This window comes from Nonomuraea coxensis DSM 45129 (assembly GCF_019397265.1).
Classification (GTDB): Bacteria; Actinomycetota; Actinomycetes; order Streptosporangiales; family Streptosporangiaceae; genus Nonomuraea; species Nonomuraea coxensis.
In genome coordinates this window covers 5724705-5745580 of the sequence record NZ_CP068985.1, presented here as the reverse complement: position 1 = coordinate 5745580, position 20876 = coordinate 5724705, and the positions used below count along the sequence as shown (strand labels likewise).

Annotated in this window: 22 protein-coding genes and 2 pseudogenes; 19 read left to right on the top strand and 5 right to left on the bottom strand. The window is 71.8% G+C overall.

What is annotated here, in order from left to right; all coding sequences use genetic code 11:
- Positions 1–5: 5 nt before the first annotated feature.
- The 9 genes from Nocox_RS26890 to Nocox_RS26850 all read left to right on the top strand — a co-directional run bounded on the left by Nocox_RS26890 (position 6) and on the right by Nocox_RS26850 (position 8642).
- Positions 6–719 (top strand): helix-turn-helix transcriptional regulator, encoded by a 714-nt coding sequence (locus Nocox_RS26890; protein ID WP_020544800.1) that lies wholly within the window; start codon positions 6–8, stop codon positions 717–719.
- Positions 716–2128 carry a Fe-S cluster assembly protein SufB gene (gene sufB, locus Nocox_RS26885; protein ID WP_020544801.1) on the top strand — a complete coding sequence of 471 codons (1413 nt, stop codon included), beginning with the start codon at positions 716–718 and terminating at the stop codon, positions 2126–2128. The genes Nocox_RS26890 and sufB overlap by 4 nt, the downstream gene beginning before the upstream one ends.
- Entirely contained in the window at positions 2128–3249 is a 1122-nt protein-coding gene (gene sufD / locus Nocox_RS26880; protein WP_020544802.1) for a Fe-S cluster assembly protein SufD, read from the top strand. The genes sufB and sufD overlap by 1 nt, the downstream gene beginning before the upstream one ends.
- Positions 3246–3575: a non-heme iron oxygenase ferredoxin subunit gene (locus Nocox_RS26875; RefSeq protein ID WP_020544803.1), complete on the top strand. Its 330-nt coding sequence runs from the start codon at positions 3246–3248 to the stop codon at positions 3573–3575. The genes sufD and Nocox_RS26875 overlap by 4 nt, the downstream gene beginning before the upstream one ends.
- A gap of 6 nt (positions 3576–3581) precedes the next feature.
- A complete protein-coding gene (gene sufC / locus Nocox_RS26870) occupies positions 3582–4328 on the top strand; it encodes a Fe-S cluster assembly ATPase SufC (RefSeq protein ID WP_020544804.1) in 747 nt (248 codons plus the stop codon).
- On the top strand, positions 4325–5578 hold the full coding sequence (locus Nocox_RS26865) for a cysteine desulfurase (RefSeq protein WP_033409893.1): 1254 nt from the start codon (positions 4325–4327) through the stop codon (positions 5576–5578). The genes sufC and Nocox_RS26865 overlap by 4 nt, the downstream gene beginning before the upstream one ends.
- Positions 5579–5580: 2 nt before the next feature.
- Positions 5581–6018, top strand: a complete 438-nt coding sequence (sufU, locus tag Nocox_RS26860; RefSeq protein ID WP_020544806.1) for a Fe-S cluster assembly sulfur transfer protein SufU — start codon at positions 5581–5583, stop codon at positions 6016–6018.
- Positions 6015–6377 carry a metal-sulfur cluster assembly factor gene (locus tag Nocox_RS26855; RefSeq protein ID WP_020544807.1) on the top strand — a complete coding sequence of 121 codons (363 nt, stop codon included), beginning with the start codon at positions 6015–6017 and terminating at the stop codon, positions 6375–6377. Before sufU ends, Nocox_RS26855 begins: the two co-directional genes overlap by 4 nt.
- Before the next feature lie 285 nt (positions 6378–6662).
- Complete coding sequence (locus tag Nocox_RS26850; RefSeq protein WP_157383202.1) at positions 6663–8642, top strand: DEAD/DEAH box helicase; 1980 nt, start codon at positions 6663–6665, stop codon at positions 8640–8642.
- 90 nt (positions 8643–8732) lie between these two features.
- Here the strand turns inward: Nocox_RS26850 and Nocox_RS26845 are convergent, their stop codons facing one another.
- A complete protein-coding gene (locus Nocox_RS26845) occupies positions 8733–9278 on the bottom strand; it encodes a carbohydrate ABC transporter permease (RefSeq protein ID WP_051112640.1) in 546 nt (181 codons plus the stop codon).
- Between the two features lie 20 nt (positions 9279–9298).
- Between Nocox_RS26845 and Nocox_RS26840 the strand changes: the two genes are divergently transcribed.
- A complete protein-coding gene (locus Nocox_RS26840) occupies positions 9299–9520 on the top strand; it encodes a hypothetical protein (protein WP_020544809.1) in 222 nt (73 codons plus the stop codon).
- A 41-nt stretch (positions 9521–9561) separates the two neighbouring features.
- Here Nocox_RS26840 and Nocox_RS44235 read toward each other — a convergent pair.
- A pseudogene (locus tag Nocox_RS44235) lies at positions 9562–9981 on the bottom strand (extracellular solute-binding protein); the annotation flags it as partial.
- A gap of 78 nt (positions 9982–10059) precedes the next feature.
- Between Nocox_RS44235 and Nocox_RS26830 the strand changes: the two are divergent.
- On the top strand, positions 10060–11721 hold the full coding sequence (locus Nocox_RS26830) for an IS1182 family transposase (RefSeq protein WP_219495508.1): 1662 nt from the start codon (positions 10060–10062) through the stop codon (positions 11719–11721).
- On the opposite strand, the gene Nocox_RS26825 is transcribed toward Nocox_RS26830, so the two are convergent.
- Both Nocox_RS26825 and Nocox_RS26820 read right to left on the bottom strand, forming a co-directional pair.
- Positions 11692–12384, bottom strand: a complete 693-nt coding sequence (locus tag Nocox_RS26825) for an ABC transporter substrate-binding protein (protein WP_084685964.1) — start codon at positions 12382–12384, stop codon at positions 11692–11694. The genes Nocox_RS26830 and Nocox_RS26825 overlap by 30 nt on opposite strands.
- Positions 12385–12518: 134 nt before the next feature.
- Positions 12519–12996, bottom strand: a pseudogene (locus tag Nocox_RS26820) (LacI family DNA-binding transcriptional regulator); the annotation flags it as partial.
- A 216-nt stretch (positions 12997–13212) separates the two neighbouring features.
- Between Nocox_RS26820 and Nocox_RS26815 the strand changes: the two are divergent.
- The 7 genes from Nocox_RS26815 to Nocox_RS26785 all read left to right on the top strand — a co-directional run bounded on the left by Nocox_RS26815 (position 13213) and on the right by Nocox_RS26785 (position 18896).
- Entirely contained in the window at positions 13213–14175 is a 963-nt protein-coding gene (locus Nocox_RS26815) for an acetylxylan esterase (protein WP_020547469.1), read from the top strand.
- A gap of 92 nt (positions 14176–14267) precedes the next feature.
- A complete protein-coding gene (locus Nocox_RS26810) occupies positions 14268–14531 on the top strand; it encodes a phosphoribosyl-ATP diphosphatase (RefSeq protein WP_020547470.1) in 264 nt (87 codons plus the stop codon).
- 64 nt (positions 14532–14595) lie between these two features.
- Complete coding sequence (gene hisG / locus Nocox_RS26805) at positions 14596–15441, top strand: ATP phosphoribosyltransferase (RefSeq protein WP_020547471.1); 846 nt, start codon at positions 14596–14598, stop codon at positions 15439–15441.
- Between the two features lie 116 nt (positions 15442–15557).
- The gene (locus Nocox_RS26800) at positions 15558–16445 is read left to right on the top strand and encodes an ABC transporter ATP-binding protein (RefSeq protein WP_020547472.1); all 888 of its coding nucleotides are present in this window, start codon (positions 15558–15560) and stop codon (positions 16443–16445) included.
- Positions 16445–17179 carry an ABC transporter permease gene (locus Nocox_RS26795; RefSeq protein ID WP_020547473.1) on the top strand — a complete coding sequence of 245 codons (735 nt, stop codon included), beginning with the start codon at positions 16445–16447 and terminating at the stop codon, positions 17177–17179. The genes Nocox_RS26800 and Nocox_RS26795 overlap by 1 nt, the downstream gene beginning before the upstream one ends.
- The gene (locus Nocox_RS26790) at positions 17176–18294 is read left to right on the top strand and encodes a sensor histidine kinase (protein WP_020547474.1); all 1119 of its coding nucleotides are present in this window, start codon (positions 17176–17178) and stop codon (positions 18292–18294) included. The genes Nocox_RS26795 and Nocox_RS26790 overlap by 4 nt, the downstream gene beginning before the upstream one ends.
- Positions 18291–18896 carry a response regulator transcription factor gene (locus tag Nocox_RS26785; RefSeq protein ID WP_020547475.1) on the top strand — a complete coding sequence of 202 codons (606 nt, stop codon included), beginning with the start codon at positions 18291–18293 and terminating at the stop codon, positions 18894–18896. The genes Nocox_RS26790 and Nocox_RS26785 overlap by 4 nt, the downstream gene beginning before the upstream one ends.
- Before the next feature lie 26 nt (positions 18897–18922).
- Here the strand turns inward: Nocox_RS26785 and Nocox_RS26780 are convergent, their stop codons facing one another.
- On the bottom strand, positions 18923–19951 hold the full coding sequence (locus tag Nocox_RS26780) for an EAL domain-containing protein (protein ID WP_020547476.1): 1029 nt from the start codon (positions 19949–19951) through the stop codon (positions 18923–18925).
- Positions 19952–20084: 133 nt separating this feature from the next.
- Here Nocox_RS26780 and Nocox_RS26775 point away from each other — a divergent pair, with 133 nt between their 5' ends.
- Positions 20085–20768, top strand: a complete 684-nt coding sequence (locus Nocox_RS26775; protein WP_063711724.1) for an acVLRF1 family peptidyl-tRNA hydrolase — start codon at positions 20085–20087, stop codon at positions 20766–20768.
- Positions 20769–20876: the final 108 nt, after the last annotated feature.

The following is a 20876-nucleotide window of genomic DNA, read 5'->3' as shown; positions in this document are numbered from 1 at the left end:
AAAACATGCCCACGATCGAGCCCGGAAGCGAGCGCGGCACCCGTGCCCGCGTCGCCCGGCTGATCCTTGAGCATGGTCCCGTCGCGGCCGCCGCCCTCGGCGAGCGGCTCGGGCTCACGCCCGCCGCGGTCCGGCGTCACCTCGACGCCCTGCTGGCCGACGGGATGATCGAGCCCCGCACGGTGCGCCCGCGCGGACAGCGCGGGCGGGGGCGGCCGGCCAAGCTGTTCGCCATCACCGACGCGGGGCGCAGTGCCTTCGAGCACGCCTATGACGACCTGGCGGGCAGCGCGCTGCGCTACCTGGCTGATCGCATGGGGCAGGACGCGGTGACCGACTTCGCCCGCTCGCAGGTCTCGGGCCTGCTCAAGCGGCTGGAGCCGGTCATGCGGGCGGTGCCGGCCGAGCAGCGCGTACAAGTGCTGGCGCAGGCGCTGTCGGCGGACGGCTACGCCGCCTCGGCCAGCAAGGCCAAGTCCGGCGGAGACCAGCTCTGCCAGCATCACTGCCCGGTGGCCCACGCCGCTGCGGAGTTCCCTCAGCTCTGCGAGGCGGAGACAGAGGCGTTCGCGCAGCTCCTCGGCACACCGGTGCAGCGCCTGGCCACGATCGCGCACGGCGACGGGGTCTGCACGACACACGTGAGCCCGCAGACGCTGGGCGAATCCGCACACAAGGACAAAAGTCCTCACGATACGAGCAAGGAGACCGGAAGGTGACTGTCACCGACCGCCCGGAGCTGGAAGGCCTCGGGAATTACAAGTTCGGCTGGGCCGACCCGGACATCGCGGGTGCGACGGCCAGGCGAGGCCTGTCCGAAGAGGTCGTCCGCGAGATCTCCGCGCTGAAGAGCGAGCCGGAGTGGATGCTCGACCTGCGCCTCAAGGGTCTCCGGCTGTTCGGCAAGAAGCCTCTGCCCACCTGGGGCGCCGACCTCACGGACATCGACTTCGACAACATCAAGTACTTCGTCCGCTCGACGGAGAAGCAGGCCGCCTCCTGGGACGAGCTGCCCGCCGACATCAAGAACACCTACGACAAGCTCGGCATCCCCGAGGCCGAGAAGCAGCGCCTCATCGCCGGCGTCGCCGCCCAGTACGAGTCCGAGGTCGTCTATCACAAGATCCGTGAGGACCTCGAGGAGAAGGGCGTCATCTTCGTCGACACCGACACGGGCCTGAAGGAGCACGAGGAGCTCTTCAAGGAGTACTTCGGCTCGGTGATCCCGGTCGGCGACAACAAGTTCGCGGCGCTCAACACCTCCGTGTGGTCCGGTGGCTCGTTCATCTACGTGCCGCCGAACGTCGAGGTCGAGATCCCGCTGCAGGCCTACTTCCGGATCAACACCGAGAACATGGGCCAGTTCGAGCGGACCCTCATCATCGTCGACGAGAACAGCTACGTGCACTACGTCGAGGGCTGCACCGCGCCGATCTACTCCAGCGACTCGCTGCACAGCGCGGTCGTCGAGATCATCGTGAAGAAGAACGCCCGCTGCCGTTACACGACCATCCAGAACTGGTCCAACAACGTCTACAACCTGGTCACCAAGCGCGCCGTCGCCTACGAGGGCGCGACCATGGAGTGGATCGACGGCAACATCGGCTCCAAGGTCACGATGAAGTACCCGGCCGTCTACCTCATGGGCGAGCACGCCAAGGGCGAGACCCTGAGCGTCGCCTTCGCCGGCGAGGGCCAGCACCAGGACGCCGGCTCCAAGATGGTGCACCTGGCGCCCAACACCAGCTCCAGCGTCATCTCCAAGTCGGTGGCGCGCGGCGGCGGCCGCACCTCCTACCGCGGTCTGGTGCAGATCGAGGAGGGCGCCCACGGCAGCGCCAGCACCGTCAAGTGCGACGCGCTGCTGGTCGACCAGATCAGCCGCTCCGACACCTACCCCTACGTCGACGTCCGCGAGGACGACGTCTCGATGGGCCACGAGGCCACGGTCTCCAAGGTCAGCGAGGACCAGCTGTTCTACCTCATGAGCCGCGGGCTCGACGAGGACGAGGCGATGGCGATGATCGTGCGCGGCTTCGTGGAGCCGATCGCGCGTGAGCTGCCCATGGAATACGCGCTCGAGCTCAACCGGCTGATCGAGCTGCAGATGGAAGGAGCCGTCGGCTGATGGGCCTGAACGAGAAGCCCCTGTCGACCCTGCACGAGAAGGCGTCCTACGACCTGGGCGACTTCGAGGTCCCGACCGGCCGCGAGGAGGCCTGGCGGTTCACGCCGCTCACGCGGCTGAAGGGCCTGCACAACGGCAAGGCCGAGGCGGCGGGTCACGTCCGCCTCGACGTCGACGCCGCCCCCGAGGTCACCGTCGAGACGGTCGGCCGCGACGACGCCCGCGTCGGCAAGGCGTTCACGCCCACCGACCGGGTCAGCGCCCAGGCGTGGAACAGCTTCGAGAAGGCCACCGTCATCACGGTGCCGCGCGAGGCCGTCGCCTCCAGGCCGACCGTGCTCACCCTCACCGGCGAGGGCGACGGCGCCGCCTACGGCCACCTCGTGGTCAAGGTGGAGCCGCTGGCCGAGGCCGTGATCGTGCTCGACCACAAGGGCAGCGCCGTCTACGCCGACAACATCGAGTTCGTCGTCGGCGAGGGCGCCAGCCTCAAGGTCGTCAGCCTCCAGGACTGGGACGACGACGCCGTGCACGTCTCGCACCACCACGCCCAGCTCGCCAAGGACGCGACCTTCCGCAGCTTCGTGGTGACGCTCGGCGGCGACCTCGTGCGCCTGTCGCCCAGCGTCGCCTACACCGCGCCGGGCGGCGACGCCGACCTGTCGGGCGTCTACTTCGTGGACGCCGGGCAGCACCTGGAGCACCGCCTGCTGGTCGACCACTCCCAGCCCCACTGCAAGAGCAACGTCGACTACCGCGGCGCGCTGCAGGGCGACCGGGCGCACGCCGTCTGGATCGGCGACGTGATCATCAGGGTCGAGGCCGAGGGCACCGACACCTACGAGCTCAACCGCAACCTCATCCTCACCGACGGCGCCCGCGCCGACTCGGTGCCCAACCTGGAGATCCTCACCGGCGAGGTCGCGGGAGCGGGGCACGCCTCCGCCTCCGGCCGCCTCGACGACGAGCACATCTTCTACCTCCAGGCCCGCGGCATCCCCCACGACGAGGCGCGCCGCCTGGTCGTGCGGGGCTTCCTCGGCCAGCTCATCGAGAAGATCCAGATCGAGGAGCTGCGCGAGCGCGTCATGAGCGCCGTCGAGGCGGAGCTCGCGCGATGAGCGACGCCGGGAGCTTCGAGAAGGTGTGCTCGCTCGCCGACATCCCCGACGGGGGAGTGATCGGCGTCGAGGTGGGGGAGACCCCAGTGGCGCTGGTGCGCAAGGGCGAGCGCGTGTTCGCCCTGCACGACGTCTGCTCCCACGCCGAGGTCAAGCTCAGCGAGGGCGAGGTCTACGACGACACGCTGGAGTGCTGGCTGCACGGCTCGTGCTTCGACGTGCACACCGGCAAGCCGACCGGCCCGCCCGCCATCAAGCCCGTGAACGTCTACACAGTCAAGATCGACGGCGATGACGTCCTCGTCTCGCTCTCGAAGGAGTCATAAGCAATCATGTCCACCCTTGAGATTCGCGACCTGCACGTCGCCGTCGAGGACAAGGAAATCCTGCGCGGCGTCAACCTCACGGTGAGCGCCGGCCAGACGCACGCCATCATGGGCCCCAACGGCTCGGGCAAGTCGACGCTGGCCTACGCGATCGCCGGCCATCCCAAGTACACCGTCACCGGCGGGCAGGTCCTGCTCGACGGCGTCGACCTGCTGGAGCTGTCGGTCGACGAACGCGCCCGCGCGGGCCTGTTCCTCGCCATGCAGTACCCGGTCGAGGTCCCCGGCGTGTCGGTCTCGAACTTCCTGCGCTCGGCCGTCACCTCCGTCCGCGGCGAGGCGCCCAAGCTGCGCGAGTTCGCCAAGGACCTCAAGAACGGCATGGACGCGCTGTCCATCGACCCCGCCTTCGCCCAGCGCAACCTCAACGAGGGCTTCTCCGGCGGCGAGAAGAAGCGGCACGAGATCCTCCAGATGGAGCTGCTCAAGCCGAAGATCGCCGTCCTCGACGAGACCGACTCCGGCCTCGACGTCGACGCGCTGCGCGTGGTGTCCGAGGGCATCAACCGCTTCCGCGCGAGCGGCGAGACCGGTGTGCTGCTGATCACGCACTACACCCGCATCCTGCGCTACGTGAAGCCCGACTTCGTGCACGTCTTCGCCGGCGGGCGCATCGTCGAGGCGGGCGGGCCGGAGCTGGCCGACAAGCTCGAGGCCGAGGGCTACGAGCAGTACACGAAGGCGTCTGCATGACTTCCACCAGCTTGGACGTGGAGAGGATCAGGAAGGACTTCCCGGTCTTCTCCCGCGAGCTGCCCGACGGGCGACCGCTCGTCTACCTCGACTCGGGCAACTCCTCGCAGAAGCCCAACCTGGTCATCGAGACCATGCGCGAGCATCTGGCCCTGCACTACAGCAACGTGGGGCGGGCCATGCACGTGCTCGGCGCGGAGTCCACGGAGGCGTACGAGGGCGCCCGCGACAAGGTCGCGGCGTTCGTCGGCGCGTCACGCGACGAGGTGGTCTTCACCAAGAACGCCTCCGAGGCGCTCAACCTCGTCGCCTACTCCTTCGGCAACCCCGCCAACACCGACCCCCGCTTCACCCTCGGGCCCGGCGACGAGATCGTCATCACCGAGATGGAGCACCACTCCAACATCGTGCCGTGGCAGCTGCTCGCGCAGCGCACCGGCGCCACGCTGAAGTGGTTCGGCGTCACCGACGAGGGCCGGCTCGACCTGGCCGACGGCGTCATCACCGAGCGGACGAAGATCGTCTCGGTGGCCCACCAGTCCAACGTGCTCGGCACCGTCAACCCGGTGGTCGAGCTGGCCAGGCGGGCCCACGAGGCCGGCGCGCTCATCCTGCTGGACGCCTCCCAGTCCGTGCCGCACCACCCGGTGGACGTGGCCGCGCTGGACGCCGACTTCGTGGCCTTCACCGGCCACAAGATGGTGGGCCCCTCCGGCATCGGCGTGCTGTGGGCGCGGGCCGAGCTGCTCGACGCCATGCCCCCGTTCCTCGGCGGCGGTGAGATGATCGAGGCGGTCTGGATGGACCACTCGACCTACGCGCCGGCTCCGCACAAGTTCGAGGCCGGCACGCCGCCGATCGTCGAGGCCATCGGCCTCGGCGCCGCCGTCGACTACCTCACCGGGGTCGGCCTGGAGGCGATCGAGGCGCACGAGCGCGAGCTGACCCGCTACGCGCTGGAGGCGCTGGGCGAGGTGCCGCGGCTGCGCGTCATCGGGCCCGCCACGCTGGAGGCGCGGGGCGGCACGGTGTCGTTCACGCTGGAGGGCATCCACCCGCACGACGTCGGGCAGATCCTCGACGACCGGTTCGGCGTCGCGGTGCGCGTCGGGCACCACTGTGCCCGCCCGCTGCACCTGCGGTTCGGAATACCCGCGACCACGCGGGCGTCGTTCTACCTGTACAACACCACGGGCGAGATCGACGCCCTGGTGCGCGGCCTGCATCACGTCCAGAAGGTGTTCGCATAGCCATGATCGGCGAGTCGATGTACCAGGAGCTGATCCTGGAGCACTACAAGCACCCGCAGGGGCGCGGGCTGCGCGAGCCGTACGACGCCGAGGTCCACCACGTCAACCCGACCTGCGGCGACGAGATCACGCTCAGGGTCAAGCTGGACGGCGGCAAGGTGCTCGACGTCTCCTACGACGGGCAGGGCTGCTCGATCAGCCAGGCCGCCGCCTCGGTGCTGCACGAGCTGACGACCGGCTTGTCGGTCGAGGAGTCGCTGTCGGTCGTCGACGAGTTCACCCGGCTCATGCAGGGCAGGGGTCAGGTGGAGGCCGACGAGGACGTGCTCGGCGACGCGGTCGCCTTCGCGGGCGTGGCCAAGTTCCCGGCCCGCGTGAAGTGCGCGTTGCTGTCCTGGATGGCCTACAAGGACGCAGTGGTGAGGAGTGCCGCTCAATGAGCAAGCCAACGGAGACGCCGACCACCGACTTCGACGGTGACATCACCGTCGAGGAGGTCATGGAGGCGCTCAAGGACGTCGTCGACCCCGAGCTGGGCATCAACGTCGTCGACCTGGGCCTGGTCTACGGCCTCAACCTCGACCCGGCCGGCGGCGGCAAGCCCGTGGCCACCATCGACATGACGCTGACCAGCGCGGCCTGCCCGCTGACCGACGTCATCGAGGACCAGGCGCACTCGGCGCTCGACGGCATGGTCTCCGACGTCAAGATCAACTGGGTCTGGCTGCCGCCGTGGGGCCCGGACAAGATTACCGACGAGGGGCGTGAGCAGCTCCGTATGCTAGGCTTCAACGTCTGATCTCTTTCGCTGCGCGGCTGGCGTCCGACGTCAGCCGTTTCAGCGTGTCCATCAGGGTTTTCGGAAGGTCCGAACCTGGCCGGGAAATATCCGATAACATCCCGGCGTTGGAAAAACAGATGCACCTGACGCCTCATCGCGCGTTTCAGCATCGCCTGCGGCCGGTGCGCCGGTGCATCCTCCCCCTCTTTTTCTGATCTGGTACGGCACGATGCTGTACATCTTGGCTCGTCCTTTCGCAGAAGTGACGTGCCACTTCGACGGAAAGGCACGACTTTCGTGACCATGCTTGACGCTGTCATGCCCGCGCTCGACGAGCAGAGCGTCTCCAGCGCGCCCTCCGCGGCCGCCACGGAGACGGGCCCGTCCGAGTTCGAGCTCCTGGGCCTGCCCAGGCCGCTCGTCTCCGGGCTGGCCCGCCAGGGCATCGACAGCCCCTTCCCGATCCAGAGCGCCACCATCCCCGACGTGCTGGCCGGCAACGACGTACTCGGCCGTGGCCAGACCGGCTCCGGCAAGACCCTCGCCTTCGGCCTGCCCACCATGGCGCGCCTCGCCGGCGTCCGGCCCGCTCCCGGGCGGCCCCGCGCGATGATCCTCGTACCGACCCGTGAGCTCGCGCTCCAGGTCCACGACGCCCTCGAACCTCTCGGCCGCGGCCTCGGGCTGCGCATGAAGGTTGTCGTCGGCGGCATGTCCATGGGCAAGCAGATCGAGGCGCTGCGGCGCGGCGTCGACCTCGTCATCGCCACCCCCGGGCGGCTCGGCGACCTGATCCGTCAAGGCGAGTGCTCGCTCGCCGAGGTCGAGGTCAGCGTCCTGGACGAGGCCGACCACATGTGCGACCTCGGCTTCTTCCCGGTCGTCACCGAGCTGCTCGCGCAGACCCCGGCCGACGGGCAGCGGCTGCTGTTCTCCGCCACTCTCGACGGCGACGTCGACAAGCTGGTGCAGCGCTTCCTCAAGAACCCGATCACGCACTCCGTGGCTCCCGCGACCTCGCCGGTCGACACGATGGAGCACCACGTGATGCAGGTCACCCGCGACGAGAAGTTCGACGTGGCGGCCGAGATCGCCAACCGCGAGGGCCGCACCATCATCTTCGTGCGCACCCAGCACGGCGTGGACCGGCTGTGCAAGCAGCTCGCCCGCGTCGGCGTCAAGGCCGGCGGCCTGCACGGCGGCAAGCGCCAGAACCAGCGCACCCGCATCCTCGCCGAGTTCCGCGAGGGCTCGGTCAACGTGCTGGTCTGCACCGACGTCGCGGCGCGCGGCATCCACGTGGACAACATCTCGCTGGTGCTGCACCTCGACCCGCCCCAGGACCACAAGAGCTACCTGCACCGCGGCGGGCGCACCGCGCGGGCCGGCGAGAAGGGCACCGTCGTCACGCTGGTGCTGCCGAACGAGCGGCGCTCCACCGACGCGCTGACCCGCCGGGCCGGCATCCACCCGTTCCGCCTCAAGGCCACCCCGGGGCACCCGCGGCTCGCCGAGGTGACCGGCGCCCGCGTCCCGAGCGGCGAGGCCATCCCCGTGTGGGAGCCCGACGTCCGCAAGCCGCTGCGGCCCCGCCGCGACGGCGGCGGGCACGGCGGCTCCGAGCGCCGCAACCGCCGCCCGCGCCGCGACTTCGACGGCGAGCGCCGCCCGCGCCGCCACGAGGACGGCGAGCGTCCCTTCGGCGGCGGCGAGCGTCCCTCCTACGGGGGCGGCGAGCGTTCGTTCGGCGGCGGCGAGGACCGGCGTCCGCGCCGGCACGGCGACGAGGCGCGCACCGTCGGCGAGAGCCGCGACCGCGGCTACCGGCCGAGGCGTCCCTTCCGTGAGGGCGAGCGTCCCGTGCGTGAGGGCGGCCGTGACGGTTACCGCGGCGGCGCCCGCGACGACCGTGGCTTCTCGGGCGACCGCGGCTACAACGGCGACCGCGGCCCCTCGGGCGAGCGCGGTTTCTCCGGTGACCGTGGCTACTCGAACGACCGCGGTGGCTCCCGCGACGACCGCGGCTTCTCGGGTGACCGCGCTCCCTCCGGTGACCGCGCTCCCTCCGGGGACCGTGGTTCGTCCGGCGACCGCGGGTTCTCGGGCGAGCGTGGCTTCTCCGGTGACAACCGGCGTGGTGGCTTCCGCGCCGAGCGCGGCTACCGCGGCGACGACCGTGGCGGGCGCGGCGACGACCGTGGGGGGCGCGGCGACTGGCGCGGCTCCGACGACCGCGGCAAGCGCCCCCGCCCGTTCTCCGCGGACCGCCGCCACGCGCGCTGACCGGCCCCGCTGAACGTTCCACCGCCCGCCACACCCCCGAGGTGTGGCGGGCGGCGGCGTCTCCGGGGGCGGGTCAGCCCTTCAGCCCGCTCAGCGCGATGCCGCGGGTGAAGTACTTCTGGAAGACGAGGAAGAACACGATGGTCGGGACCGACGCGATGAGCCCGCGGCGAGCGCCGGCCGCAGCAGCGGCAGCACGATCTGCCACCAGATCCGCCACTCCCCGGCGCCGTCCACGCGGGCCGCCTGGATGAGCTCGTTCGGCACCGACTGCAGGAACTGTACGAGGAAGAACAGCACGAACGCCTTGGCCAGCCCCGGCACGATGTACGCCGTGTAGGTGTCCAGCCAGCCCAGGTTGCGCATGATGACGTAGTTCGGGATGAGCGTCGTCTGCCAGGACACCATCATCGAGGCGATGATCATCAGGAAGATGACCCGGCGGCCCCTGATCCGGTGCTTGGCGATGGTGAAGACGGCCGGGTTGACCCCGTCGAACGAGGTGAAGCTGAGGTAGAGCGAGTTGGCCAGCGGCCAGAGCAGGAACGCCGCGAACAGCGCGAGGAACGGCAGCAGCATCGCGTACGAGGTGCCGTAGCGGCGCAGCCGGCCGCCGATGGGGACGGGACCCGCCATGTGTCGGCCTCCTAACCGGCGTGCGCGCCATGACCTTGGCCGCCTCCGCGAGCGCGGTCCGCGCGTCCGTCTTGCCGAGGATCGCCGACTGGAGCTGCTTGGCGACGTCGGAGGCGCTCTCGTCCCAGCCGGGGCAGCCGGGGGCGGCCTTGCCCGTGCCGATCGCCTGCGCGAAGACCTGCGCCTGCTCGGGCGTGAACGTCGAGCCGCCGACGATCTTGTCGGGGCGCGGCGGGATGTAGGAGAGGTTGCGTTTCCTGGCCTCGTCGGCGACGGCGGCGATGGCCTCGTCGGTGTACATGAACGTCACGAAGTCCGCGCCGGTCTCGGCGTACTTGCTGGAGGAGGTGACGCCGATCGCCCGGCCGCCGATGAACGTGGTCGGCCCGGCCGGCCCTGCGGGCAGCGGCGCCATCGCCCACTTGCCCTTCAGCTTGGGCTTGTTGGCGTCGAGCCCCTTGGCGATCCAGTTGCCGGCCACCACCATCGCGGTGCCGGCGGCGAGGGCGTCGGAGCCCTCGACCGTGGAGGTGGGCGCGCCGTGCTCGCGGTAGAGCTCCACCCAGTACGTCAGCGCCCGCTCGGCCTGCGGGGTGTCGAGCGAGGGCTTGCAGTCGGGGGTGTAGAACGTGCCGCCGGCCTGGTAGAGGTAGTTGAATTGACGCGCTCCCCAGCCTGAAGGACCCCGTTGGGGATCTCTCATTACGACCATTGTGTTCATTGAGCTATCAAATCGACACTGATGGTGAAAGGCGGCGCGTGGGCGAGGGAGATGAGATCGATGCTGGAGAAGCGACGTGGGCGACAGGTGCCCGAGCTGACGGCCCGGGTGGTCGCGGCGGCCTTCCCCAAGGGCACCCTGGCGGTGTGGCTGCGTGATGCGCTGGGCGAGGTGTTCTCCGACGAGTTGTTCGCCGAGGCGTTTCCAGCCGATGGGCGCCCGGCCATCTCGCCGGGCGCGCTGGCGGCGGTGTCGGTGTTGCAGTACGCCGACAACCTCTCCGACAGGCAGGCGGCCGAGGCGGTGCGAGCCCGGATGGACTGGAAATACCTTTTGGGGCTGGAGCTGACAGACCCGGGGTTCGACCACAGCGTGCTCAGCGACTTCCGCGCACGGCTGGCCGAGCACGGCCTGGAGGAGAAGATCTTCGAGGCGGTGCTGGAGGCAGCCGCCGCTCGCGGGCTGCTGCGCCCGCGCGGGCGGCAGCGGACGGATTCCACCAAGGTCTTGGCCGATGTGCGGCTGCTCAACCGGATGGAGTTCGTCGGCGAGGTGCTGCGCACGGCGCTGGAGGCCCTGGCCGCTGCGCACCCGTCCTGGCTTGAGGAGGTGCTGGCAGGGCAGGAGGAGCGGTGGCTGCGCCGCTATGGGGAGCGGATCGACTCCTGGCACGGGGACCTGCCTGGTGCCGATCGCGAGCAATGGCTGCGGCAGGTGGGCGAAGACGGCTTCTTCCTGCTGGAGAAGATCGAGGATGCGAAGGCGCCGGCATGGCTGCCTCTGATCCCCGCCCTGGCGGCGCTGCGCCGCTGCTGGGATGAGCAGTACCTGCGCGACGAGCACGGCGTGCAGGCCCGCGAAGGCGCACAGTTGCCGCCCGGGGCCCAGCGCATGGCCAGCCCGCACGACCCGCAGGCCCGCTACGGGGTCAAGCGCGGGCAGGGCTGGGTCGGCTACACCCTGCACGTGACCGAGACCTGCGAGGCGGACGCGCCCCGCCTGATCACGGACGTGGCCACCGGCACCGCCGCCGACGGTGATGACAGCGCCGCGCTGCCGGGCATCCACCAGCGTCTTGAGCGACGCGGTCTGCTGCCCGCCGAGCACCTGCTCGACAGCGGCTACGTCACCGCGGCGAACCTGGTCGAGGCCGCCGGCACCCGCGGCGTCGTCCTCATCGGCCCGGCCCGCCCCATCACCGCGGCCGCGGCTGACGGCCGCTTCACCCACGAGGACTTCCGCATCGACGACCAGGCGCGCACCGCCGTCTGCCCCGGCGGGCAAACCAGCATCTCCTGGGTCCCGGCCCACTCGGCCAGGGGCGTCCCCGTTATCCAGGTACGTTTCGCCGCCGCCGGCTGCCGCGCCTGCCCGCTGCGGCAGCGTTGCACCACGGCCGACAACCCGCAGTGGGGACGGACGCTGACCCTGCGCCACCCCCGCCAGCGGGCCGCCCTCCAGCAACGCCGCCACGAGCAGGACACCCCCGCCTGGCGGCACCGCTATCGGCCGCGCGCCGGCATCGAGGCCACGATCCACCAGCTGACCTCCCGCACCGGCCTGCGCCGCAGCCGCTACCACGGCCTGCAACGCACCCACCTGGGCCACTGCCTGGCCGCAGCAGCCGTCAACCTGATCCGCATCCACGCCTGGGAACACGGCATTCCACCTGATCCAACACGAAGAACCCATTTATCCCGATTGCTCGGCAAATGCGCGTAATGAGAGATCCCCAACGGGGTCCTGAAGGCCGGAGCACTGGCCCGCATTCTGGTAGCCGATCCAGTCGAGGTTGCCCCAGTCCTGGCTGTAGGGCTTCTTCATCCCGGCCGCCCTGAGCGTGCCGATGTCCTCGACCAGCTCCTCCCACGTCTTGGGCGGGGCGTCGATGCCGGCCTGCTTCAGCAGGTCGGTGCGGTAGTAGAGGGCCAGGGTGGACATGTCGAGCGGCACCCCGTACACCGAGCCGTCGGGGGAGACGGCCGACTCCCACTGGGCGGGCTGGGCCTGCCCCTTGAGCGCGTCGATGCCGTACCCCCGCAGGTCCACCATGGCGCCGCGGGCGCCGAACTGGATGGTCCAGGTCATGCCTCCGGAGAGGATGCCGGGGCCGGTGCGGCTGGTCGCGGCGGCGAGGAGCTTGGCGTAGGCGTCGTCCCAGGACAGGGTCTGCACCTTGATCGTCACGTTGGGGTGCTTCTGGTGGTAGAGGTCGGCGGCCTTCTGGAAGGTCGCCGTCTCGTCGTCGCCGCCGGTAGACCAGAAGGACAGGGCCATGGGGGCGTTCTGGTCGGCCTGCTCGGTCCGGGTCTGGCCGCTCGTGGCGCAGGCCGTGCTCAGGGCGGCCACGAGGATCGTGCTGCACGCTGCCAGGGTTCGTCGCATGGGGCCATCCGATCTCTCCGTCGGATGGGCGCCGGACTTGCGCCGGCGGACGTGCGGATGTGCCTGCGGGTCCCTTGGCCGGCGCCCACTTACGTGTGCGGAGCGGATTTCACCACTTAAGCGGGTAAGCCACAATAGGCGAGCGCCGCCAGGTAGCCGATCACCTCGCCCATCACCGTGGCATCGTCCGACCACACGGCGGGCAGCGGGCCCGCGCCCGGCGGATGCCCGGCCACCACCGCGGGCATGCCCAGCCGCTCCACCTCCGCCACCCGGGGGTCGGCGGCGCGCAGGTCCACCAGGATCGCGCCGTCCACCCGGCCCTCGCCCCACCAGCGCCGGTACACCGCGATCTCCGCCTGATGGTCCGGCGCCACCTGCAGCATCAGCGCGCACGAGCCGGCCGGCACAGCACCAGGCCGATCGCGCCGGCGCGGGCGCCGCTCAGCGAGCGCGCCGCCAGGCTGGGGCGCCAGCCGACCTCCTGGGCGATGGCCAGGATGCGCGCCCGCGTCCCCGCCGAGACGCCGGGGCGGCCGTTCAGCGCGTACGACACCGCCCCTTGGACACGCCGGCCCGCCGCGCGATGTCGGCGATCGTCGGCCTCTTCACCGCCTGCTCCCTCCCGCGCCCCGGAGCGCCCGGACAAACCGCTGAACCGTATCAGCGACATTGACAATCTCCGGTCCCGTACGGGCACAATGCTTTTCCGGTTCATAAACCGGAAACGGGTCCATGTGCGGCCCCGGGAGTCTTTGACGTCCGGGCGCAGTCGAACGGACCTGCCGTCCCCCCGCCCGTCCGCCGCGTGCCCGCTCAGGAGCGCCGATGTTCGTCGACATGCCTCTCTCCCAGCTCCGCGCGTACCTCCCCGAGCGTGCCGAGCCGGCCGACTTCGACGCCTTCTGGGAGCGCACGCTCGCCGAGGCCCGCGCCCACGACCTCGCGCCCGTGTTCACGCCCGTCGCGTCGGAGCTGACCGTCGCCGACGTCCACGACGTGACCTTCGCCGGCTTCGGCGGCGACCCGATCAAGGGCTGGCTGCTGCTGCCCAGGCACGCCGCCGGGCCGGTGCCGTGCGTCGTGGAGTACCAGGGCTACGGGGGCGGGCGCGGGCTGCCGATCGACTGGCTGCTGTGGCCGGGCGTCGGCTACGCGGTCCTCGCCATGGACAGCCGCGGCCAGGGCGCGGGCGGCTGGCGGCGCGGCGACACGCCCGACCCGTACCCCGGCACCGGGCCGCAGACGCCGGGCGTGATGACCAGCGGCGTCCACGACCCCGCCGCCTACTACTACCGGCGGCTCTACACCGACGCGGTGCGCGCCGTGGAGGCCGCGCGGGCCCATCCCGGAGTGAGCGCCGTCGCGGTCGGCGGCGCCAGCCAGGGCGGGGCCATCGCGCTCGCCGTCGCCGCGCTCGCCCGCGACCTGGCGTGCGCGTTCGTCGACGTGCCGTTCCTGTGCCACGTCAGGCACGCCACCGAGATCACCGGCGAGCACCCGTACGCCGAGCTCGCCGCGTACTGCCGGGCCTTCCACGAACGGGTGGAGGACGTCTTCGCCACCCTCGCCTACTTCGACGGGGTCAACTTCGCCGCCCGCGCCGCCACGCCCGCGCTGTTCTCGGTCGGGCTGCGGGACGGCGTCACCCCGCCGTCCACGGTGTTCGCCGCCTACAACCACTACGCGGGGGAGAAGGACATCAAGGTCTATCCGTACAGCGGGCACGAGGGCGGCGAGTCGGCGCAGGCCATGGCGCGGATCGCGCGGGCCAGGAAGGCGTTCGGCTGATCCGGGGCGTCTCGCGTGGCGGACGGCGGGCGGCGTCACCTCGTCCCGCAGACTAGGCTTGTCAGGCACGCCATCGAACGACGAGAGAGACCATGAAGACCTTCGAAGAGCTGTTCGCCGAGCTGTCCGAGAAGGCCCGCACCCGGCCCGCGGGGTCGGGCACCGTGGCCGCGCTCGACGCCGGCGTCCATGCCATCGGCAAGAAGGTCGTCGAGGAGGCCGCCGAGAGCTGGATGGCGGCCGAGCACGAGTCGGACGACAGGGCGGCCGAGGAGATCTCCCAGCTCCTCTACCACGTGCAGGTGCTCATGATCGCCAAGGGCATCGGGCTCGACCAGGTCTACAAGCATCTCTAGGGCGCGCCCGCGCCCGCCTCCGCACCCGACCTGGAGAACCCGAGACACCGAACGAGGACCTGACATGCTGCGTCTGGCAGTACCCAACAAGGGCGTGCTCAGCGAGGCCGCCCAGGCCATGCTCAAGGAAGCCGGCTACCGCTCCCGCAGGGACAGCAAGGAACTGGTCGTGGTCGACGAGGACAACGGCTGCGAGCTGTTCTTCCTGCGTCCCCGCGACATCGCCGTCTACGTCGGGGAGGGCACCCTAGACGTCGGCATCACCGGCCGCGACATGCTCGTCGACTCCGGCGCGCCCGTCGAGGAGATCATGCCGCTCGGCTTCGGCGGCTCCACCTTCCGCCTGGCGGGCGTGGCCGGCGCGATGACCTCCGTGCAGGACCTGGAGGGCCGGCGCATCGCCACCTCCTACGCGGGGCTGCTCGAGAAATACCTCTCAGACCAGGGCGTCGACGCCCGGGTGATCAAGCTGGACGGCGCCGTCGAGACCGCGATCAGGCTCGGCGTCGCCGACGCCATCGCCGACGTCGTCGAGACCGGCACCACGCTGCGCAACGTCGGCCTGGACGTCTTCGGCGAGCCGATCATGCGCTCCGAGGCGGTGCTGATCAAGCGGCAGGGCGCGCCGGAGACGGCCGGCACGGGCCAGTTCGTCCGCCGCTTCCAGGGCGTCGTGCACGCTCGCGACTTCGTGATGATGGACTACGACATCCGCGCCGAGCGCATCGAGGAGGCCATCGCCCTCACGCCCGGCATGGAGGGCCCCACCGTCTCGCCGCTGCACCGCGAGGGCTGGGTGGCGGTGCGCGCGATGGTCCGCCGCAAGGGCCACCAGCAGGTGATGGACCAGCTCTGGGACATCGGCGCGCGGGCGATCCTGGTCACCGACATCTACGCCTGCCGCCTCTGACGCCCGGGGACCGCCCCTGACGCCCGGGGGCGGGGGCCGCGTCTGACAAATGTCACGGCCGAACCCGGAAGGATCACACTGCCCGGGGCCCCGGCCGTGACCCTAACGTTCGGCGCATGAGCGCCATCACGTTCGACCACGTCACCAAGCGCTACGGTGACGTGCTCGCCGTCGACGACCTGTCCCTCGCCGTCGAGCCGGGCTCGACCGTCGCCCTCCTCGGCCCCAACGGCGCCGGCAAGTCCACCTCCATCAACCTGCTGCTCGGGTTGCTGCGCCCGAGCTCCGGCCAGGTCGCCGTGCACGGCCGCCCGCCGGACGCGGCCGTACGCGACGGCGAGATGGGCGCCATGCTCCAGCACGGCACGCTCATCCCCGAGCTGACCGTGAAGGAGCTCGTGGACCTCGTCCGCAGGCTCTACCCGCGCCCGCTGCCCCTCGACGACATCCTGCGCCTGGCCGACCTGACCGAGCTGGCCGGCCGCCGGGCGAACAAGCTGTCCGGCGGCCAGTCCCAGCGCGTGCGCTTCGCCCTGGCCGTCGCCGGCGCCCCCAGGATCCTGCTGCTGGACGAGCCGACCGCGGCGATGGACGTGGAGTCCCGGCTGCGCTTCTGGGCCGCCATGCACGACTACGCCGCAGGCGGGCGCACGGTGCTGTTCGCCACCCACTACCTGGAGGAGGCCGACGCCCACGCCGACCGGGTGGTCGTCATCGCCCGCGGCCGGCTGGCCGCCGACGGCACCGCCGCCGAGATCAAGGCCGGGGCGGGCGGCCAGGTCGTCCGCTTCGCCCTCGGCACGCAGCCCGCCGCCGGGCTCGACCGGCTGCCCGGCGTCACCGCCGTCGAGGTCGCCGACGGCGAGGTCACCCTGCACACCGGCGACCCCGACGCCACCCTGGACGGGCTGTACCGCGGCACCACGCTCGACGTGCGGCACGTACGGCTGTCCGGCGCCGACCTCGAAGCCGCCTTCCTCGCCCTCACCCGGGAGCCCTCCTGATGCTCTACTACGCCAGGACAGAGACCCTGCGCATGCTGCGCAACCGGCGCTACCTCATCTTCGTGGTGATCTTCCCTGTCGTCCTCTACCTGATCAACGCCAACATCTACGGCGAGCAGACCGGCCCGGGCGGCGTCAGCTACGCGGTGGTCCTCATGGTGTCGATGGCGGCCTACGGGGGCCTGGCATCGGCCATGATGAGCTCGGCCGTGCCCTGGGCCACCGAGCGGCAGTCGGGCTGGCTGCGCCAGCTCCAGATCACCCCGCTGCCCGGCTGGGCGATCATCGTCACCAAGCTGGTGACCGCGCTGCTGCTCGTGCTGCCGTCGCTGCTGCTGGTCAGCGTCGTCGCCGTCGTGCAGCAGGACGTGTCGATGCCGCCCGCGCGGTGGGCGGGGCTGCTGCTGGCGCTGTGGCTGGGCACGATCCCGTTCATCGCGCTCGGGCTGGCCATAGGCTCGGCCCTGTCGCCCGACGCCGCCCAGCCGGCCTCCATGATCTGCATGTTCACCCTGGCCATCGCGGGCGGCCTGTGGTTCCCGCCGGAGATCTTCGGGACCACGATGAGGGCCGTCGCCGAGATCACGCCGTCCTACCACTACGCGGCCCTCGGCTGGAGCGTGGCCGGCGGCGACGGGCTCGGGCTCGCCGACGTGCTGGCCGTCGCCGGCTGGGGAGTGGTGCTCGGCCTCGCCGCCGCCTTCCTCTACCGCCGGGCTACAGTGCGGGCATGAGGTTCGCCGAGCGGATCAGCTTCGGCGGGGAGGACGACCGGCCCTCGCTCCGGCGGCGGCTGCTCGGCCTGTCCGTCGGGCTGGTCTACCTGGTCTTCCCCGTGGGGGAGATCGTGACCGGCGCGATCACCGGCGTCCTGGCGGTCTGGGCGGGGGCGGTGCTGGCGGCGTTCGTCGGGCTGTTCCTGGCGACGGTCGTGAGCGCGCGGAGCTTCCTGGAACGGGGGCGGTGGACGTACCCGCTGCTCGCGCTCACGACGACGGTGGGGGTGGCGGGCGCGCTGGTCTTCGGCGGCTCCTTCCTCAGCATGCCGGTCTACAGCGTGGTGCTGTGCGGGTTCACGCTGCCGGCCGCGGCGGCGCTGCTCGCCATGCTCGCCAACCTGGGCCTGCTGGTCGGCGGTGGCCTGCTCCACCACGACTCGCCCGAGACCATCATCATCCTGGGGCTGCAGGTGGTGACGCTCGGCGTGCTGTTCATCAGCGTGCGCAACACCCGGGCGCTGACCGTCAAGCTGCACCGGGCGCAGGGCGAGGTGGCCCGGCTGGCCGCCACCGAGGAACGCCTGCGCATCGCCCGCGACCTGCACGACCTGCTCGGCCACAGCCTGTCGCTGATCGCGCTCAAGAGCGAGCTGGCCGGGCGGCTGGCCGAGGACGCGCCCGAGGTGCGGCGGGAGATCAGGGACATCGAGTCCGTGGCCAGGAAGGCGCTGTCGGAGGTGCGCGAGGCCGTCACCGGCTACCGGCGGCGCGGCCTGGCAGAGGAGCTCGACAACGCCAGGTCCGTGCTGGCGGCGGCCGGCGTGCGGAGCCGCGTGCAGGTGTCGGGCACGCCCTTGCCGGAGCCGGTGGAGGGCCTGCTGGCCTGGGCGGTGCGCGAGGGCACCACGAACGTCGTGCGCCACGCGCGGGCCGGCCGCTGCGAGATCAGGGTGGCCTGCGAGGACGGGCGGGCCGTGCTGGAGGTCGCCGACGACGGGCGCGGCGGTGAGCCCGCCCTGATGGGCAGCGGGCTGCCGGGGCTGAGCGAACGGGTCGCCGCCGCGGGCGGCGTGATGGAGGCGGGGCCGGGCCCGCGCGGGTTCCTGCTGCGGGTGGAGGTGCCGGCGTGATCCGCGTGGTCCTGGCCGAGGACCAGGGCATGGTACGCGGCGCGCTGGCGTCCCTGCTCAACCTGGAGCCCGACATCGAGGTGGTCGGCGAGGCCGCCGACGGCGAGGAGGCGGCCGAGGTCGTCGCCCGCGCCCGGCCCGACATCGTGCTGCTCGACATCGAGATGCCCGGCGCCGGCGGCCTGGCCGCCGCCGCGGCGATCACGCGGCGCACGCCCGGCTGCCGGGTGATGATCCTGACCACGTTCGGGCGTCCCGGCTACCTGCGTACCGCCATGGAGGCGGGCGCGGTCGCCTTCCTCGTCAAGGACAGCCCGGCCAGGGAGCTGGCGGCGGCCATCAGGCGGGTGCACGCGGGGGAGCGGGTCATCGATCCCGCCCTGGCCGCGGCGGCGCTCAGCGCGGGGCCCAACCCGCTGTCGGCGCGCGAGCGCGACGTGCTGTCCGCCGCGGCGGACGGCTCCACCATCGGCGACATCGCCGGGCGGCTGCACCTGTCGGAGGGCACCGTGCGCAACTACCTGTCCTCGGCCATCCAGAAGACCCACGCCCGCAACCGCATCGAGGCCGTACGGCGCGCCCGCACCCAGGGCTGGCTCTAGCGGCCCCGGCCTCAGTGGGCCAGGCTTCAGCGGGCCTGCGCGGTGACCTCCCTGATGAGGTCCGAGACGCGGACGATGCCGAGGCAGCGGTTCATCTCGTCGGTCACCACCAGGTCGTCGTAGACGCGGCCGGCGTCCCTGCTCGCCGCCTGCACCGCGGCGACCGCCGGCGTGGTGCGCGGCACCGTGCGTGGCGGGTCGGCGAGGCGCAGCGCGGGTTTCTGGCTGTGCAGGGCGTGGCCGAAGCGGGCGGCGAACGACAGCAGGAAGCGGCCGCGGTCCAGGCTGCCCTTGGGCCGCTGGTACTCGTCCACCAGGATCACGCTGGTGATCGTCGGCTCGTGGCCGAAGGCCTCGACGGCCTCCTCGGCCCTGGCTCCGGCGGGCAGCGTCACCGCGGGGATCAGCAGCTCCTGCACGCGGGGGCCGAGCAGGGCGGCGTCGGGGTCGAGGCCGGCGACCGGGAGCGGGACGCGCACCTTGCCGTCGGGGCCGGGGGCCAGCAGGGGGCCGTGCGCGAGGCGTACGCCGAGGCCGCGGACCGTCGCCGCCTGGCTCTCGCGTTCCACGCCCGGCGCCATCACGTGCGCGCCGATCCCGCGGGCGAGCGTCACCACCGACCGGGCGACGGCGGCCGCGCGGTGGTCGCCGGGCAGGCGCGCGACCAGCTCCGGGTCCAGGGCCACCAGGTACGGCGAGACCTCCGCGGCCAGCTCCGGCGAGGGCCCGCCGGAGCCCACGCCGGCGAGGCCGAGCAGGTAGCCGATCGTGCGCAGCCCGTTGAGCGCGACCTTGAGCAGCGGCCGGTCCTGCTCGTGGCAGGTCCCGGTGACCAGCAGGATCGCCTCGCGCGGATGCCGTCCCGCCCTGCGCAGGGCCTCGTGCAGCGGGGTGAGCGCGCCCGCGCCCGACAGCACGACGTGGACGGGCAGGTCCAGCATCATCGGCAGCGGGGTCGCCCTGAGCTCGCCCGAGGGGCCCACGCTCGCGCCGTGGGCGATGACCGCCCCGGTGTCGAGGTCCACGAGGGGGCGGGTGAGCAGGGAGGTCGCCACGAGGAAAGGATCCGGCGGAACCCGTACGGCGCATAAGACCCGCGAAACAGATTTAACCGGCATTTCCCCTTGAGTTGTCCGGGGCCGCTTCCCCGGAGCCGCCCAGGGGGAGCGGTCGGCTAGCCTTCGTGGCATGAGCGGGCGTCCGGCCAAAGGTGGGGGCCGGTGGGTGGTGGTGCCGCCGGGGCGGGTGCATCCGTGGATCGACGGGTTCGCCGAGCGGCACGGGCCCTTCACCGCGAGCGGCGACGGGCGCGTGGTGCGGCTGCGGGCCGGTGACGGCGCCCAGGCCGAGCTGCACGTGCCGTTCCCGCCGATGCCCGCCGGGCCGCCGCACGTCGGCAGGCTGGTCGCGCACGTACGGGCCGAGCGCCGGGTGGGGGTGTTCCTCGTCCGGCTCGGCGGGTACGCGGCCGGCGTCTTCCACGGCGACGTGCTGCTGGCCTCGAAGGTCGGCTCGCGGCTGGTGCAGGGGCGTACGGCGGCGGGCGGCTGGTCGCAGCAGCGCTTCGCCCGGCGGCGGCGCAACCAGGCGAGCCAGGCGTACGACGACGCCGTGGAGACGGCGGTGCGGGTGCTGTCGCCGCACCTGGGGGAGCTGGAGGCCGTCGTGCTCGGCGGCGACCGGCGGGCGGTGGACGCGCTGCGCCGGGACCGGCGGCTGGCGCCCCTGCTGGCGCTGGAGGCCGAGCCGTTCCTCGTGGTGCCCGACCCGCGCCTGGCCGTGCTCCGCGACACCCCGTCCACCTTCCGCGCGGTCCGCGTCCGCGTCCTCGACCCCCCGCCCTTCGACCCCCCGCCCGAGCCCGCCCCCTGACCCGCCGGCCCGAGCCCGCCGCCTGAGCCCGCCTGGCTCGTCCTGACCATGCTCCTCTGAGCCGGTTGCCCGCCTGGGCTCGTCCACCCGTGTGCGGCAGGCCGTCTG